The sequence below is a fragment of the Terriglobus roseus genome, from assembly GCF_900105625.1.
Taxonomy (GTDB): Bacteria; Acidobacteriota; Terriglobia; order Terriglobales; family Acidobacteriaceae; genus Terriglobus; species Terriglobus roseus_B.
Map to the genome: position 1 here is coordinate 2,157,085 of NZ_FNSD01000001.1, position 16,830 is coordinate 2,173,914.

Annotated in this window: 12 protein-coding genes and 1 tRNA gene; 4 read left to right on the top strand and 9 right to left on the bottom strand. The window is 58.9% G+C overall.

All coding sequences use genetic code 11. The features are described 5' to 3' along the window. Nucleotides 1–100: 100 nt before the first annotated feature. The 4 genes from murQ to BLW03_RS08910 form a co-directional block, all read right to left on the bottom strand. Entirely contained in the window at nucleotides 101–1,000 is a 900-nt protein-coding gene (gene murQ / locus BLW03_RS08895) for an N-acetylmuramic acid 6-phosphate etherase (RefSeq protein ID WP_074653461.1), read from the bottom strand. Nucleotides 1,001–1,069: 69 nt separating this feature from the next. Then, nucleotides 1,070–2,941, bottom strand: coding sequence for a tetratricopeptide repeat protein (locus tag BLW03_RS08900; protein ID WP_074653463.1), 1,872 nt, complete (start codon nucleotides 2,939–2,941; stop codon nucleotides 1,070–1,072). A gap of 95 nt (nucleotides 2,942–3,036) precedes the next feature. Further along, complete coding sequence (locus tag BLW03_RS08905) at nucleotides 3,037–3,681, bottom strand: energy transducer TonB (RefSeq protein WP_074653464.1); 645 nt, start codon at nucleotides 3,679–3,681, stop codon at nucleotides 3,037–3,039. Next, the gene (locus tag BLW03_RS08910) at nucleotides 3,678–4,439 is read right to left on the bottom strand and encodes a sigma-70 family RNA polymerase sigma factor (protein ID WP_074653466.1); all 762 of its coding nucleotides are present in this window, start codon (nucleotides 4,437–4,439) and stop codon (nucleotides 3,678–3,680) included. Before BLW03_RS08910 ends, BLW03_RS08905 begins: the two co-directional genes overlap by 4 nt. Before the next feature lie 311 nt (nucleotides 4,440–4,750). On the opposite strand from BLW03_RS08910, the gene BLW03_RS08915 reads away from it, so the two are divergent. Then, the gene (locus tag BLW03_RS08915) at nucleotides 4,751–5,053 is read left to right on the top strand and encodes a hypothetical protein (RefSeq protein WP_074653467.1); all 303 of its coding nucleotides are present in this window, start codon (nucleotides 4,751–4,753) and stop codon (nucleotides 5,051–5,053) included. A 129-nt stretch (nucleotides 5,054–5,182) separates the two neighbouring features. After that, nucleotides 5,183–5,258, top strand: a tRNA-Ala gene (locus tag BLW03_RS08920). 464 nt (nucleotides 5,259–5,722) lie between these two features. On the opposite strand, the gene BLW03_RS08925 is transcribed toward BLW03_RS08920, so the two are convergent. Together BLW03_RS08925 and BLW03_RS08930 are read right to left on the bottom strand one after the other, a co-directional pair. Beyond that, nucleotides 5,723–7,054, bottom strand: a complete 1,332-nt coding sequence (locus BLW03_RS08925; protein ID WP_074653469.1) for a DUF1501 domain-containing protein — start codon at nucleotides 7,052–7,054, stop codon at nucleotides 5,723–5,725. Nucleotides 7,055–7,064: 10 nt separating this feature from the next. Continuing rightward, complete coding sequence (locus BLW03_RS08930) at nucleotides 7,065–8,834, bottom strand: DUF1800 family protein (RefSeq protein WP_170834997.1); 1,770 nt, start codon at nucleotides 8,832–8,834, stop codon at nucleotides 7,065–7,067. 226 nt (nucleotides 8,835–9,060) lie between these two features. Here BLW03_RS08930 and BLW03_RS20610 point away from each other — a divergent pair, with 226 nt between their 5' ends. Together BLW03_RS20610 and BLW03_RS08945 are read left to right on the top strand one after the other, a co-directional pair. Then, complete coding sequence (locus BLW03_RS20610; protein ID WP_170834998.1) at nucleotides 9,061–9,297, top strand: hypothetical protein; 237 nt, start codon at nucleotides 9,061–9,063, stop codon at nucleotides 9,295–9,297. 584 nt (nucleotides 9,298–9,881) lie between these two features. Beyond that, nucleotides 9,882–11,105, top strand: a complete 1,224-nt coding sequence (locus BLW03_RS08945) for a dipeptidase (RefSeq protein WP_074653480.1) — start codon at nucleotides 9,882–9,884, stop codon at nucleotides 11,103–11,105. Nucleotides 11,106–11,116: 11 nt separating this feature from the next. Here BLW03_RS08945 and BLW03_RS08950 read toward each other — a convergent pair whose 3' ends face one another. The 3 genes from BLW03_RS08950 to BLW03_RS08960 all read right to left on the bottom strand — a co-directional run bounded on the left by BLW03_RS08950 (nucleotide 11,117) and on the right by BLW03_RS08960 (nucleotide 16,817). Continuing rightward, nucleotides 11,117–12,484, bottom strand: coding sequence for a hypothetical protein (locus BLW03_RS08950; protein WP_244502019.1), 1,368 nt, complete (start codon nucleotides 12,482–12,484; stop codon nucleotides 11,117–11,119). A 68-nt stretch (nucleotides 12,485–12,552) separates the two neighbouring features. Then, on the bottom strand, nucleotides 12,553–13,536 hold the full coding sequence (locus BLW03_RS08955; RefSeq protein ID WP_074655887.1) for a Gfo/Idh/MocA family oxidoreductase: 984 nt from the start codon (nucleotides 13,534–13,536) through the stop codon (nucleotides 12,553–12,555). An 8-nt stretch (nucleotides 13,537–13,544) separates the two neighbouring features. Beyond that, complete coding sequence (locus tag BLW03_RS08960) at nucleotides 13,545–16,817, bottom strand: TonB-dependent receptor (RefSeq protein ID WP_074653482.1); 3,273 nt, start codon at nucleotides 16,815–16,817, stop codon at nucleotides 13,545–13,547. Nucleotides 16,818–16,830 lie beyond the last annotated feature (13 nt).

Sequence of the window (16,830 nt, forward strand, 5' to 3'; positions counted from 1 at the left end):
GTTACAACTCTCATTGCGCCGTGTCCCTGAAAGCCGTGCCCTTACGATCCGTGCATACCCTGAAACACCTTCGAAATGCCGTGTAATCCGTCTGATTCGGTTACTCGCCGAGTGCCTTGCGCAGAATCTGATTCGTCTCTGCAAGCCGCGCCTCGGCTGCTTCGCGCGTCATGCCGAGCTTCTGCATGACGATGGCCGCACGAACGCTACCGCCCTCCTTCAGCAGGGAGGCAGCCTCGTGCGAGGTCACGCCCGTCGCCGCGGCGATGATACGTTCCGCGCGATCGACGAGCTTCACGTTTGTCGTCTGCACGTTCGTCATCAGGTTGCCGTAGACGTGACCCAGCTTGACCATCAAGCCGGTCGAGAGCATGTTGAGTGCGAGCTTGGTCGCCGTGCCCGCCTTCATGCGCGTGGAGCCGGTTATGACCTCTGCGCCCGTTGCGGGCGTAATGGCAATGTCACTCGCCGTCTCCACGGGCGAGCCGGGAACACAGGAGAGGCCGATGGTCAGGCAGCCATGCTGCTGAGCGGTTTCCATTGCTCCCAGGACGTACGGCGTACGGCCGCTGGCGGCAATACCCACCAGGACGTCCTGCCCGGGTGACTGGTTGAAGCCATTCGCCATCAGGTCGATCCCGCCCTGCTCGCGACTGTCCTCCGCACCCTCAGCACTCACACGCAGCGCAGGATCGCCACCGGCGATGATGCCCACAACCAGATCGCGCGGCACGCCGTAGGTCGGAGGGCACTCGCTGGCATCCAGAACACCCAGGCGTCCGCTCGTGCCCGCGCCCATGTAAAAGAGTCGGCCACCCTTTTGTACGCGCTCATAGATTGCGTCGACAGCTTTCGCGATCTGCGGGATCTGTTCCGCGACTCGCGCGGCGACGGTTGCATCCTCATCGTTGAAGACGCGGAGCATCTGCTCTGTGGGCAGCGCATCGATATGTTCCGAAGCGGGGTTGCGCGTTTCGGTAAGCAGGCTTGCTAACTGCATTGCATTGACTCCAAAACTGATGTTCCTTCTTCGCGAAGCGTGGGCTTGCTCGCTCTTGACCAGACAAACCTACCGCCGCGGAGCTGTCGGAATAACTTCCTCGCTGGGCTTGTAGCTTTCCTTCTGCTTCTTACCCGTGGGATCAAGTTCCTCATCATCCGGCGACTGGTCGCTGTCCGTTACGGTGCGCTTCGGTGCGGCGAAGGGCTTCTGGATGCCTGCCTCGGCAGCTGCGCGCACGTCCTGCTGAATGCCGGGTGTGTTCAGCGCTGCCTTGTACTCGGCGACGGCCTTGGGACGGCTGTTGCCCCGCTGCGTGTCATACAGACGGCCGAGGTACACGTGCGACCATGCCAGCGTACGCGGGTCCTTGCTGTTCGCAACAACCTGCGTGAAACGGTCATACGCGGCCTGCGGGTCACCCTGTGTCAGCTTTACGCGGGCCAGGATATAGAGCGCATCGCCCGAGTTTGGATTGGTTGCGAGTTCCTTCTCGGCAAGCTCTTCCGCGCCGGTGCGGTCGCCCTTCTGCAGCTTTAACTCCGCCTGATCCACGATCGAAAGCGAGCGGCGTGGCGAGCGTGCGTGCGTAATGCCCGCACCAGCCACCAGGTTCGTACTGTCCGGCGCGAAGAATGGAATCTTCTTTGCCTTGCTCACCTCTGACGGCACGTCCATCCCGTAGACCATCTCACCGATGCTCTCCTTCAGGCTGATGCCTTCACGATCCTGGATCGCCAGCTTGTCGTAGAACGAACCGGTCAAGACCCAGCCCGACTCCATGTCGAGCAGCACCTGCCTGCGACGAACGGCTTCGGCCTTCTTGTCGTAGTCGATCAGAGCCTGGTTGTAGTCGTCGATCTCCGTACGCGCCTTGACCGCACCGGGCTTGGCCGGCTTCGGGATACCAACATCCATGGTGCGCGCTTCGATCGCCTTGATCAGGCATTCCGTCGTCAGCGCGACGATATCGCTCTTGTAGGTGAAATCGATGGGCGCATCGCTCACCGTCTTCAGCAGCGGCAGCAGGCGATTCGTAGCACCGGCGCGGGCGTAGATGATGGGATCCACGTTGTAGAGCAGATACATGCGCCGAATCTGGTCCATCTGCAGACCGGCAGCACGGTCGCTGACCGACATACGCGATCCCGGCGAGGTCTTGCTGATCGACGGATCCTCCACCTTCGTTGGCGAAACTGCGATGAAGTAATCCGTGCCGTAGATGCGAGCGTTCACGGCCTGTGGACTCAGCATTGGCTCCAACAGGACTTCGAAGCGACGGCCGTCATAGCTGGACACCGGCTGGTGCAGATAGACGTTGGTCTCCAGCAGCATGCGCGTCACGCTGTCATGCACCTGCAGAACCGCGTCCTCGTACTCCGCACGGTGACGCGCGAAGATGCTGTGTAACTGCGCCTTCACGGCAAAGTCCCGCAACAGGGGCAGGATGCCGATGACGTTCTGCGAGTCGGGCGGCAGATCGCCTTCGCCGACGGACAAGACAAGATCGGGCGGGGGCGAAAGGAAGAGTGCCAGCGAGACATACTGCGCCAGGTTCCGCGCGCCGGGCTGCTTGTGTCCGTCGATGTAGGTGCAGAGGGTGTCGTGCGCGGCGCGGGCTTCAAAGCCTGCCTTCACGGCCGTTGCCATCTCCGCACGAATCGCCGCGCGGACGGGCAGCGAACTCTCAAGCCCGTTGTCATACCCACAACTGTTCAGCGCCGCGGCCATGGTAAAGAGCGTTTCGCTGGTCTCAAGCGACACGGCCGATCCACCGGCCTCAACCGCGCGACGCACCACGGTGGACGACGGCTTCTGCGGATCCTGCGCGGAATCGTCCGGCTTGTTGGTGGACGACGAGGACGAGCTCTGTGCAGGCAGCGTGGCCGCGCTCAGGGCGAACGTGAGGAGAAGCAACGGAACTCGAGAGAAGAGACGCACGGGTATTCGACGGACCTCAGCGAAAGGTGTACCAACCGCTGAGTCTAGGCCGGTGGTATCCCTTGGTCAAACTTCGCGTGACAGCCTGCGGCGACCTACGCCCGAACGACCACATCGGCAAACGTCAGCACCACGCTGCCTTTGACCGGCTGGCCGAAGACATGTGCCGGCTGGAAGACCCCCGTCAGCATGCGCTGGCGCAGCGCCGCGGCTTCTACATCGTCCAGTGCGCCGGAGAGTACGTGATAGTCATACACGCGGCCCGAACGGTCGACCATCGCCTGCACAACGAGCGGTGCGTCGTTCACACTGCCCACTGGCGGAACGCCAGCAGAGGAGTACAGGTAGCGCGGCGCGGAGAAGCCCGTCAGCGGCTCGTCATTCGCCTCGACCGCCTGTTGCGGGGCAAGTGCGCCCAGCATCAGGGCGCCGCCCACGATGGCAATCATTCCAGCCGCGACGCCAACCTGCAGGCTCATGGGCCGCACCGTGTTCTCCCAGAACATTTCGACCGCATGACGAAGGCGGCCGGTCAGCCGACGATCCGCGCGCACACGCTCATGTGACAATGCCAGCCGGATGCGCAGCGACAGATCGTCCGGCACCGTCACCGGTCCTAGCGCACGCAGGGCATTGTCCGTCAGAGCCCGCTCAAACCCAAGCTCATCGTCAACAGGCGGCTTGGTATGCAGGCCAACGCGATCCAGCAGGTGCTCCAGCTTCTCAGGGGAGAGACTCATCGTGCCTCCTTGGATGTTGCTGCGGTTGCGCGCGCTGCAGATTGTGGTGCCTTCTTGTGCACGGGCCGTGCAAATTCCGGAAGCCGGGCTCCCAGCAGCGTTCGCAGGGCGGCACGACCGCGCATCAGGCGGCTTTTCACCGTGCCGATGTTGATATTCAGAATCTCGGCGATCTCGTCGTACGCCATACCCTCGACCTCCCGCAGGATGACGACGGTGCGAAAGCTCTCCGGCACGTCGCGCAGGGCTGCTTCCACGGTGGTGCGTAACTGGGCCTGACGGGCGTTCTCAAAAGGGGAATCGCGTCCGTCCGCGAGCGTATCGCGCAGGGAGAACGTCAGCTCTCCATCCTCATCGGTCGAGGAATCCCCGTCGATCGTGATCTCTGCCTTCTTATGCCGGACCCACCAGCGACGGCTGTTTGAAGCCTCATGCATGGCGATGCGATAGATCCATGTACGCAGACTGCTGTCGCCATGGAAACCGCCAATGGAACGGAAGACCTTGATGAACACATCCTGGGTCACATCCGCCGCATCTGCCGGGTCAGCGAGCGAGCGTAACAGGAGCGAATAGAGCGGGCCACTGTACTGCGAGATCAATTGCCGGAAGGCGTCGTCCGATCCCGCCTGCAGCGCGGCAACGAGCGCAAGGTCTTCGGCACGCACCTCGGGTCGCGCTGCGGTATACGTACCCGCCTCGCTGAAACCACCGCCGATTGCCCCTGTTACCGGATCCATCACCGCTGCCCCGTTCATCGCTTGCCTCTCAAAGGTACGGTTTGCGCGCCCCGTGTGCAATGGGGCGGGATGGTTGGAATGGGTGTGCCACCCGCCGGCGGATGCGGAGTGCTCTCGCTCACTCTGCCTCTATAGACACCGCCGCCTGCCTTGTTTGTTCCCGAAATGCAGGCAATCTCCGAGGAAAAGCGGAAGTCTGGCGGTATCAATTGTGTCGCGGATCCGACAAAAGAAAAGTCGGGGCCGAGCGCAACCCTCGCCGATGACCCCGTGTCTACCCCTTCGAATCGCCTCCGCTGCACGGCGGAGTTTGAAAGGGAGATCGCACCATGAAGACATTCACACAAGTCATGCTGATCGCGGGCCTGGTAGGTGCTGCTGCAATTCCTGCCGCAGCCGATGCGCAGGTGTACGTGCACGTCGGACCGCCCCGCCCCATCTATGAGCGCCGCCCCCCACCGCCTCGCCCCGGCTGGGCATGGCGCGCCGGGTACCACCGCTGGGATGGAGCCCGCTACGTCTGGATGCCGGGTGAGTACGTCGCTCCACCGCGCCCCCGCGCCATCTGGGTCGGAGGCGCATGGGTTCACGGTCCCCGCGGCTATTACTGGCGCGAAGGCTACTGGCGCTAGGAGCGGTGCGTTTTCGGCAGGGCGGCCCTCACACGGGCCGCCCTTCTTTCGAGAACAGGTCCAAACTGTAAAGCCGCGCGAACCGGTGCGGTTTACTCAGGGCCGGAAACCGGGTATCCTGACAGAAGTGGGCCTGTGGCGCAGCTGGGAGCGCGCTTCCATGGCATGGAAGAGGTCACCGGTTCGATCCCGGTCAGGTCCACCAAACCTCCTTTACAATCAGTGCTTTAAATCGCTCTCAGCGGTTCACACCTCCAGCTTAGGTGCTTTCCGGTGTTGAACGCCTCCGGGCCCACAGTACCTCGGATCTTCGCAGTTGCCAGCGCTGCCTTAATGCCGTTCAGGCGAGTTTGCTGAAGTCAGCGGATCTGCAAAGGGCTGCTGACAAATCCAACTCTTTTTATCGGTCTTACGGTCCCTAACGAACCGTTTCCCAAGCTGACTGGGGCATGCACACGAATACTCGGCACTTCAAAGGCTCGCTCGGTTGGTGACTGCGACACAGCGATGGACCTACAGCGGGAAAGTAAAACCAGAGTTCCGCTCACTTGTTCACTTTTATCCTTCGTCCCGCGATCATGATGCTCCCCGCATTGGCCCGCGATCTTTCCCAGGAAGATGCGGGTCACAAGCGGCCGTCGAGGAAGAATGGCAAGGCTGCGCTCAGCTTCAGTTTGAAAGCTCAATGAGCCCGCTTGGAAAGCTCTTTAGATCAACGAAGACATCATTTAATTGAGTGGCATTGAGTCCCATCCATTGCCCGAGACCTGCCGTCATTTGTGTCACCGATTGAGCGGGGATCCAAGCGCCTAGACCGTTGCAGTCGCTGGGTCCGCCAAATCCCATTTCAGGAAGCGAGCCAATCACTCTTCCACCGGAAATCCCACCTCCCAAGATGAAGTGGTGGCCCCCCCATCCATGATCGGACCCGCCGTTCACGTTGGCTTGCAACGTGCGTCCGAAATCGCTATGTGTGCACACGATCACCTCATCGGAAAGGCCAAGCTCATCAAGCGCCGCAAAAAATGCCCCAACACCCGCGTCGAGCTCATCGAGATACATGCCCTGCAGATTTGCCTGATTCACATGCGTGTCGTATTCACCCTGCTGGATGTAGAAGACCTGCCGCGAAGCTCCGATCGTGGATCGACCAGCCATTATCTGCGCGATTTTTTGCATTCCCCTGCCAAAGGTCGAAATAGGAAAGGGTGTCTTGAGTGTGACCGAACTGGAAGCTCGATCCAAAATCGACTGGCTCGCCATGGCCTCCGCGCGCAGTGCTGCATGCTGCTGAACGAACTCGTTCTGCACGGATTTATTGGTAGCTGCCATACTTCCGATCACGGCATTTAAGGAAGCTGGGATCGCAGCAAAGGCGGAACCACTCTGAAGAGCTACTGCCTGCACAGACTTTCCGATAGTGAATGTCGCACCACCGCCTGCGGAGATTACTGGAGGCAGACTGCCCGAGTCCGAGCTTACGTAATCAGCGATCCTCCCGCCCCAACCCGTATTCACTGTTGCGCTCGCCTGCGCGCTCTCCCATTGCTGAATTCCGATTGGATGAGACATCGACATGCCGGGATAGAGGGATGGACTCTGAAGTACCTGTGCCTTCGTGGACGGCTTAGGCAATGAGCCTACGTTCGCCACGACCACGCCCCGCCCCCTGTTGTGCAAAGCTGCGATGTTCTTGAGCGAGGGATGAAGACCGTACGCATTGCTGCTCGTAGAATCCATGATCGGGTTAAGGGTGTTGATGTCCAGGGCAATGCTCGGTCGTAGTGCCGTGTAGTCACGATAGGTCTTTGCATCCATCGAAAGAAGGGTGTTATTGCAGTCATTCCCGCCAGGCATCGTAATAAGTACCAGTGCTTTGTATGACTGACCAAGTTGAGAGAGCGCCTCGGCGCTGACATGATTAGTCCAGAGCATGGATGCGGACGCAGCCACGCCGAACTGCGTTCCGAACTTAATGAAGTTCCTACGAGTGATACTCATCTTCCATCTCCTACTGAACAACCATGTAGTTGTCATCATTTAGCGCGAGAAATACTGCAGACTGCAGCTTTATCGCTGGATCCGACACCGTGTCGCAGTAAGCCAGAATGGCATCCTGTGTACTCTGCGGCATTCGTCCGTGGTAAAGCATGTGGTTGAGAGCTTCCAGCATGCTTGCGGGCGTCGGAAAGTTCGTATACAGCCTGCTTCGTGTGGCGTTTGGAATCTCCGTCTCTGTGCCACTTGCGATTCCCCAAAGAAATTGGCTGCGTTCGACAGACGTCAACGTGTTTAGCAGCTGAAACTCTGGACTGTTCAAACTTGTGCCGGGTATGTCATAAGCAGGACTGAAGTAGCTGAAGACCGTTGGAGCAAACCACCACTCTTCACCGAGACGCCCTGGGACATAGGCCGGTTGCACATCGAATGTGTTTATGTTGAGCAACGAGAGGGCTGAAAGTTCAAGGTAAAGCGGATCTTGAATAAATCCGTCAGTTGGATTTGTGAGGCCGCCGTCGCCGGCGCGAGCCTCAGCGTCAAGCAGAATCGCCTTGATGACAGCTCCCAGATTCCCACGCACGCCGCTTCCATCGTTCTTAAAGACCTGCACGATCCGTCGAACGTAATCGCCCGACGGCTGACTCTTCACAAATCGCTGGATCAGAAATTTCGAGATGAAGGGAGGCAGGTTCTCATTTTGAAAGATGGCTTCTATCGCCTGCTGGCGGTCTTGGGATGCTGTCTGGCCTGCGGGAAGCACAACATTCCCAAACAAGATTTTGGAACTCGTGTCATGCTGCGCTTCCGTCGCAACCAATGGAGCCGACCAGTCAACACCGTAAAAGGTAAAGTCGGGATTCCCTGAACGGACGAAATTCCACCCGGTAAAAACTCGTGACAAACTTTCGATCGTGTCCCCGTCGTAGACGGGCTGGGTGTTACCAGCTTGGTCCAGCTTCGGTGTACCGTCCTCATTCAACCTGACAGTACCAAGCGAGAACAATTGAACGATCTCTCGCCCGAAATTCTGATTCGGATGTAGCTTGGGGTCGCTTGATGCAGCGTTTCCCGGTACGTCCAGCATTGCTGCTGGGGCGTACGTACTCGCGGCGTCGAGCAAAATCTGTTCATAGGAACCAAACGCATGCGCCTCGAGCTTGGTCTCCCAGGGAATCAATGCATAAGTCTTGAAGATGCTCGCCCCTGGAATCAGTATCTGTAATGCCCATGCCGTCCGGTATCGCAGCGACTGGTTGCCGTTCAGCACGCCTTGCATGAACTGCCAACGCGGGTCCGCAACGGTGCTATAGGGGCTAGCCTGCGACTGGAGTTGTTCGTCTATGTAGCCTTCCAGACCTGTCTGCTGGATATGCTCGATGAGATCTTCGCGAGGTCCGAATGCCGCCTGGGTTGCGAATCGAGATGCAGTGTCGTAGCTCACCGCTGTCGGCGCAATGCGAGCCGAGAGACAGTTACAATCTCCGGCGGCCGAAGTAAGAGTAATCGGCACAACGCCGGTCTTCCATGGAGGCAGATAGCCCGTCGCTGACACGGTCGTGGCCGTCCGAGCGGTAGTTGTAAGTACAGTACCGTCCATCTTGATCCCGGTCTTTGAAGGCAGAGCAGATGTCGATGTAATTGTGAACGAGACGAAACCACCCGTAACAACGGTGGGGGCGAGAGTAAGCGCGGAGGCTGAAATTTGGGTTACTGGATTCTGCAGAGCAATGGTTGTTTGCGCAGTTTGGCTCGCATATGCATACCGCACGATGGCGGCCATGGTCGTAGGCAAGACTGTGGGCGCGGTATATACACCGGCAGCGGTGACGGTGCCGCTTCCGTTACCACCCACAACGGTCCATGTGCCGCCGAAGAGCTCCAGATTGCCTTGCATGGCCGTCAGCGAGACAGATGAGCCTAATTGAACCGCAGAAGATGATGAGACGACAGTGATAGGCGCGGGCACCGCCGATGTGGGGCTCCCTGTGCTCCCAGTAGTACCTGAATTGCCATTTCCCGTTGTGCTGGTGGATGTTGTGCCGGTCGACTTCGCGGTGGCGGCAGTCGAGACTGTTCCGCAACCAGTCAGCGCAGTGACGAGCACACTCAACATTGAGAACGTGATCCACTGCAGTAGCAATCGCGAAGATAAAGAAGTCTTTGGCATGAGCATCATCCCCATGCTTCTATCGGCTCTTATCCGCTCCCGGATCAACACAATGCATGATTTATATTTCAGTTGACGCTACCGATATGGCACTCAGGGAAGCCCTTTGGCTTTACGGATATGCTCAATGCGAGAGCGCAAGTTGATGATGTAGATTGGCTTGTCCGTAGCAGATGCGAGTTGCCTGGTGGAGAAGCTTCGAGCTTTCGGCATGGCTAACATGCGTCCGGCAGTTCCCTACGCAGGCAAGCTCAATGCGCGCCAAGGCTTGCGGCATAGCCGCCGACTGAGGACCGTTACGGTGGACATGTGTACGTGCCAGGATTAGTGCTTTTGCTTGCGGCCTAACGCGGGGTTATTGCGGGGGGCAGGTCGTCTAAGCAATGCTCAATCGGTCAGAAGTTCGCTGAGGGCAGATGCGTGCCGACGCTATCACGTGTGTTCAGATAGCTTCCCGTCCGAGCCACATAAAGCTGGTTCGAGCGCATGGCGAACAAAGCCGCTGGATCAGCAAAGACCGGACGATGCGCGCTTTCGTCACGAGTGGGGCGATTGGGTTCCGAACCTGAGATGGACTCCACTTATTGCTGACACTTGAGTATTGCTGCAGCTTTCCATCTCGTTGAAGTGCGCCGAGCGCGTATCGTCTCATAGGGGACTATGCATTTCAACAATCTGAACCGCCGTGACTTCCTCACGAAGTCTGCCATTGCAGCAACAGTGACGATGCTGCCAGGCAAATCATTTGCCGGGATCTCCGCGCATGCAGCGGACCTCCATCAGAGCGCATACGTCTTTGATGGGCACGTGCACGCGCTCGACCGCGAGTTTTATCACGGTGGCGACGTTACCGACCGTGTCGATATTGGGCAGTGGGATCTCTCGCGCGCAAAAGAAGGGGGTGTTGACGCCTTCTTCCTATCGATCTACACACCGGAGGAGTACTACCCGGGCCGCTACGAAACAAAGCAGGCGCTTCGGCGCATGGACCATGCGCTCGACCAATTGCACAAGGCAAATCCGCAACTTGGCCTCGCGCTCAGCGGTCAAGACCTGACAAGGCTGCAGCAGCAAAACAAGATCGCCGCGATACTCGACATCGAAGGAAGCTACGATCTCGACGGTGACCTGGGCGCTCTTCGTTCCCTTCATCAATTGGGGCTGCGCTCCGCCCAGGTGTCCGCGCACAACTGGAATCAGCACTACGCCGATGCTTGCTGCTCTACTCCGCAGTTCAACGGCCTGACGCCCCACGGCCGTGATGTAGTGCGCGAGATGAATCGGCTCGGCATGGTCATCAATGTGTCTCACTCTGCGGACATCACGATGGCACAAGTCATCGATGTCAGCGATCGGCCCGTGATCGCCACGCATCACGGCCTGCGCCAGGTGAACGACATTCCACGTAATATCCCTGATCCATTACTGAAGAAGCTGGTCGATCGTGGTGGCGTCATTGGCTTCCAGATTGGCAGCGAGTTCGCCTACCCTCGCGAATACGCATGGCTTACCGAACATCGTAAGAAGACGTTCTGGGACACCACGAGCATTCCGGAGCGCACGAAAGGTAAGAGCATCTACGAGATCGATCAACTTGTAGCTCCCACATTCCCGATGCTCGGGGCCGAGGTGCCTGTTGAAGTCGCGATGCACATCGACGATTGGGTCGGTGTTGTCGATCGCGCCATCCGACTCGTCGGCGAGGACGCCGTGGCATTAGGCAGCGACTTTGACGGTGGGCCCACACTCGCACGCGGCATGCGCGACGTGCGTGACTTGCCCATGATCACCGAAGCGATGCTGCGCCGCGGCTACTCCGAGGCCCGCATCCGAAAGTTCCTTGGTGGCAACCTGCGGCGTGCATTCTCCCAAGCCACGGCCTAAGCCCGACAAACCTACGACTCAAATCCGCGACCGTATGGGGCCTTTGGTGGTCGCGGTCCTGTTTCAAAGAGTGGACCATGCGTTGAGCGATAGCGCATGTTCAGGAACGGCGTTTCGATACGCCGGCCTACAGACGAATAACGTCCATCCTCCCAGCAAGAATCCATGGTGAAGTCCGTGATCCCGGTGGCCAACAGCAACCGCTCCGCGTTGAAGGGCTCCTTCTTCGTCACCATCATCTCGATCAGCCAGTGCGAGTGTGCATTTGAGGCGTGATATTGCGAGAAGGGCCCTGGCCACCCCAGCATCGAGACGATCGTGGGTTCCTTCTGACCTTCTATCTCGCCCGCGTAGGTCCATCCCACATTTGAGCCGGAGATGACGGCGGCTTTCGTTCCGTCGTTGTAGTCCACGATGCAGACGTTAGAGCTCTTTTCCTCTTGAAAGCTTCCAGGCCTGAGCGTGAATTGCTTTCGCACCGCTTCCAGCAAACTGGCAGCCCACGGCGTGCGCTCCACCCATTTCCAGGTTTCGGGTCCACGGATGCACTGCACCGCCTTGACGCCAGTCTCACCGCCCTTCCGGCGATCAACGAATGCCTGCAACGTATCAACGCAGTGGAACAACGCACCTTCGTCGGCTGTCCCGCCGACCAGAATGGAATGCAAAATCGGCGTGTCTACCGGAAGCTCAATCTCCGGCTGACGAAAGTAAGCGGGAATGGAAGACCCGCCGGTTAGAGGAAAGCCTAACTCTCTCGACTTGTCATACATCCACTTCGCCTCGTCCCAGTTGTACGAGAGGTGCTTGTCATTGAAGACGGGGACCGATCGCTTGCTTTTCTCAAACACCGTGATGACCTGCTGATACATCCACCAACGGGGCAGCAACCACTGGCCCTTCAGATTGAGCGGGTAGTTTCCATGTTCCCCAATGATGACCACACCATCCACGGCGAGGTCGTTGCCGCCCAGCGTGACCGCCTCACCGACTGTCTTGAAGATCGGGATTCCTTTTGCCTTACAGACCTTCTGTCCCAGCACGCTCGTCTCGAACTGGTTTAAGTAAACGGACACCACCTCCACGCGCGAAGACGTCGGCTCGCCTTTCCACCAGTAACCATCGATCAATTTATCGATGATCCAATCTGCGTGGGAGTTGGGGGCGCCCCAGTAACTAACAAGGCAGGCCAGCCGTGGTGGCCGTTGCGAGGGCTGGGGGACCTCTCCAAAGGCAACATCAGTCCATGCTGCAACACCTGTCATGCCGACCAGTCCCAACATCTGACGTCTCGTGTAGAGAGCATGTGGCGCCACCGCCTTGTCCACTGCACGGGGATCTACCATCTCTGAGAGGATTGAGTCTTGCGTCGTCTTCATGTGCGGTGTGTCACCTGTCATTCCCTGGATCATTCTCTTACAGCCTGCAGACGGCATGTCGATCGTCATCACTTCATCGAGACAACGGGGATATGGACTGAAGCCCCACCTCTCTCCAGACTTTGCTGCGCGGCGTCCATGACTTGAAAGATCTCCAGTGTTTCGCGCTCGGGGATCGGCGGCCTTCCGGATCGCGCGAATCGTACGATCTGTTCGACAAGCGGTCCATAGGCAGAGGACAGGTCCATCAACTCTGCCTTCGCGCCACTCTTGAATAGAACGGCGCCATAGGTAGATTCGGGATGGATCAACCGGACGGTACCGATTCGCCCGTCAGACCATGTGAGTCGCAGAATATCCGTGTCGCCAGTGCGTGACTGAGCCACTTCCACAACGCCGGGTCCCATGAGACTGAAGAGTGATTCGATGGAGTGGATGCCGTAGTAAGTCAGGTCTAAGGGGAAACCGTCGATGTACTTGCCTGGGCCCCACGTCTCCGCACCGGTCAGATTCTGCGGCCGTTGCTCGTGGCCGTAGCGTAGAGAAGAGCTGCTGAACCATGGGATCTGGCGCGCATCCAGAAGTTTCACGACGGCAATCGCATCTGCCAGCGAACCCGCGAGCGGCTTATCGATGAAGATCGGCTTGCCACATCGAGCCGCTTCCTCCACTTCTTTCAGACGCACACTCACGTCCACGCTCAACAGCAGAAGCGCATCGGAGGTCACGCAGAGGTCGCGGATCGAGGCGACGAAAGGGATCGACCAGGTGTGCTGTAGTGTGTCGGAAAGCTTGGCGATGCGGTCACGACTGATGGAAAGCGTCGCACTGCCCCCACGGTAGGCTGCGGTTACACGTCCGCCACTCACATGATCCTTCGCGGCACTGTCATTCAGAATGCGCGTGAATTCCACAGCATGGGTCGAATCCGTTCCCACGATGCCGAAGCGAAGCTCGCCAGACTGCGCATGGCCCGACACCGACCCCAGCCCAAACATTGCGGCCAGAATCCATGCGGACCATGCGTATCGCGAGTTACTGCCTGACTTCACAGACACTCCTAGAAGATCAGTTTCGCACCGAGCTGCAGGATACGTGTCGTCCCGGCGCCGGTGATCTTGCCGAAGGATGCGGCGCCTACTGTCACGCCCGGTGTGTTGTAGCTGGTCAGATTCAGTGCGTTGGTGCCGTCTGCGCGGATCTGCAGGCTGCTCTCTCGGAAGAGTGGAAACTGACGCATCAGCGACAGGTCCACGTCCTTATAGAAAGGTCCTGTCATCATGTTGCGCGAGGAGTTGCCATCGATGGCTACTCCCGTCGTAGCAGCGTTCTGCTGGAATGCTGCTGTGTTGAACCACTGATTGATGCTGCGATTTGCCAGGTGGAAATCACCGACTAACTGCGCGCGGTCACCCGTGGTGCTGCCGTCCAGGTTTGCGTCGAGGCCATTCAGGATCGTGTACGGTGTTCCGCTGTGGAACTTGCTGATGGTGGACACCTGCCACTCGTTGAGCACGGAACGCAGAAGCCGGCGATCGCCACGATATACCGTGGGCTTCCAGACAATGGCGACGGAGGCCATATGGCGGAAGTCATCCGAGGCGCGACCGCGTTCCGCAGCCAGATTGTAGTTATCCTGCGCGCCGGAGAAACTCGTGGTGCTGCCGAGGTCCACGGTATCGATCGTCTTGCTCCACGTGTAATAGCCGTTCACGCTGAGTGAGCTTCCAAGCCGCTGCCGCACTTCAACCTGCAGCGAATCGTAATACGCGCTCTGTGTCGAGTCGATCAGGTTCACTGGGCCATAGATCGGGTTCGGCCGGCGTGATAACACATTCGCCGCAGTGGTCGTAGCCGTAGCATTGGGTCGCGGCGCGTTGACGTCCGGCCCATAGGGAAGGTGCTTACCCAACGAACCGACATACGCCACCTGCACACCAAGGCTCTTTGTGACCTGCTGCTGGATGGAGAAGTTCGTCTGATACGTATAGGGCCACTTGAAATTCTGCCCGATGCCGGATGCGGCAGCGCCCGTCACGAAGCCGAAGCTGAAGGGAAACGGATTCGCGATGTTGCCGGTCGTGTTGGTTCGGTACGGGTTAGCAAGCGTCGCTCCCGTGATCACACCTGCATTGGGATAGCTGTAACTCAGGGCGAAGGGCTGGTAGTTCTGCGGAATATTCCACTCGTTGCCGGACACACTACCGAAGTACATACCAAAGCTGCCGCGGATGGATGTGGTCCCGCGTCCGCTGGGATCGAACGCGAAACCAAAGCGTGGCGAAACGTGCCCATACTTGACCGCTACGATGCCGCGTGTGATGCCCGGATCCCCCGGGAAGAGCTGGCCTACGGGTGCATTCGGATACACGATCGATTTGGCTCCCGGAACGTACGTGGTGTTCTTATTCTGCGGATCGGTGGGTGGCGTCTGGATGTCCCATCGCACGCCCATGTTCAGCGTTAGCTGGCGCGTCGCTCGATAGTCATCCTGCACAAAGAAAGCCGTATTGAAGCTGTTGGTATACCCATAAGTTGGGGAAGCCTGCACGATGGATGCTGGCGAACCGATGATAAAGCTTGCCAGGGCGTTTCCCGCGTACTTTACCGCTGGGCCTGTCGTACCGGGAGCAACGGTACTGCCGGCAGTGATCGTTGAGTTGAAGGTGAACGTGCCATAGTTCGGTTGAGTCGCTACCTGGATATCCTTGTCCAGCGCGAACTCTCCACCCATGCGCAGCGAGTGCTTCGCGCGCGTGTACGTGATGAGATCGCGTACCGAATAGAAGTTGGTGCCAGCCTTAGGCCCGGCGATGCCTTCGGCCAGGCTGAAGAAACCCGTTACCGCGATAGCCGGGAGCGCCTTCGGTCCCTGGATCGTGTAGGTGCTGCCAAGGTCGCCGAGCGAAGTCTCCGGGGTGTTCAGGCGGCCCGCAAGGTTACGTGTGTAGGCAAGCCAAACCTGGTTCACGATGTTCGGTGTGGCGACCGTCGTCAAGCTGACGATGGCATTCTGTTGCCGCCACTGGTAGTTGATCGTCGACCACGGAATATTCGGGCTGCCGGACTGCTGCGACGTGTTGCCGCTGGTGTTGAAGTACTCCACCATCACCTTGTTCCGTTCGCTGAGCGTCTGATCCACCTTGGCAAGAAATTCATCGGTGGTGTACTGCGTCGGAAAGTATCCCTTCCATTGATTGGTGCCAACATTGGCCTGGGGAAGGTATTGATCGATCACGCGGCGTGCCACTGCATCCTGCCGGTTCGCGCAGATAACGCCCGAGACACCGTTACAAGTGAAGAACGTGCCGGTCACCGGATCGATCGGTCGCTGCGCGATGGGATCGGCGGAGAAGTCGCCGTTGCGCTCTGCGGCGGTCGGTACGCCTGCGCCGGTGAGGAAGTTGCTCGAGGTCTGCCGCAGGCCCGCATAGGAGCCGAAGAAGAAGGTTCTGTCCTTGCGGATGGGGCCACCAACGGCCGCGCCAAACTGGTTGCGATTCAGCGGTGCCTTCGGCAGCGCGGACGAGCCCCAGTCGCGCGCCTTGAGCGCGTCGTTACGGAAGAACTCAAAGAGCGAGCCATGGAAGGCGTTGGTTCCGGAGCGAGTCACTACGTTGATGACGCCGCTTGAGAAGCGTCCCTGGTCTGCCCCGTAGCCGCTCGTCTGCACGCGGAACTCCTGCGTCGCATCTGGATTCGGAACGATGTTGCCGGTATTGCGCAACGCAGTCATGTTCGTGGCGCCGTCCAGATAGTAGTTCACAGACCCGGTGCCGGCATCCACGCCGCCGTTGATCTTGGTACGCTGCTCGGGGAAGCCCAGCACGATAGAGTTCGCGTTCGACTGCACGCCCGGCGTGATGTCCAGCAGGGTATACGGATTGCGATCCACCAGGGGCAGTTCCGTGATCTGGCGACGCTCGATCGTGGTGCCGATCTCGGCGCTGGCCGTGTTCACCGTCGCCGAGCCTGCGATCACATCCACCTGTTCGCTCGCGGCACCCATCTGCAGCTTCGTGTCCAGTGTGGAAGCCACTCCTGCAAAGAGCGTGATGTCTTTCTGAACCTGGGTCTTGAAGCCCGCCGCGGTGACGGTCAACTGATAGTGTCCTGACGGCAGCAGGTTGATGCGGAACTCGCCCTGCTCGTTCGCAGTGGCCGTATAGGTCTGGTTGCGGTCCACATCCAGCAACACCACGGAGGCCTTTGCTACGGCAGCACCTGACGCGTCCGTCACCACACCGACAGCAGAAGTGTTCGTGACTTGTCCGTAGGCCGCGCTCGCGAGAACCGCAACGGCTGCAAGGGGAAATAAAGTCCTGGTGCGCATGGGTTCTCCAAGG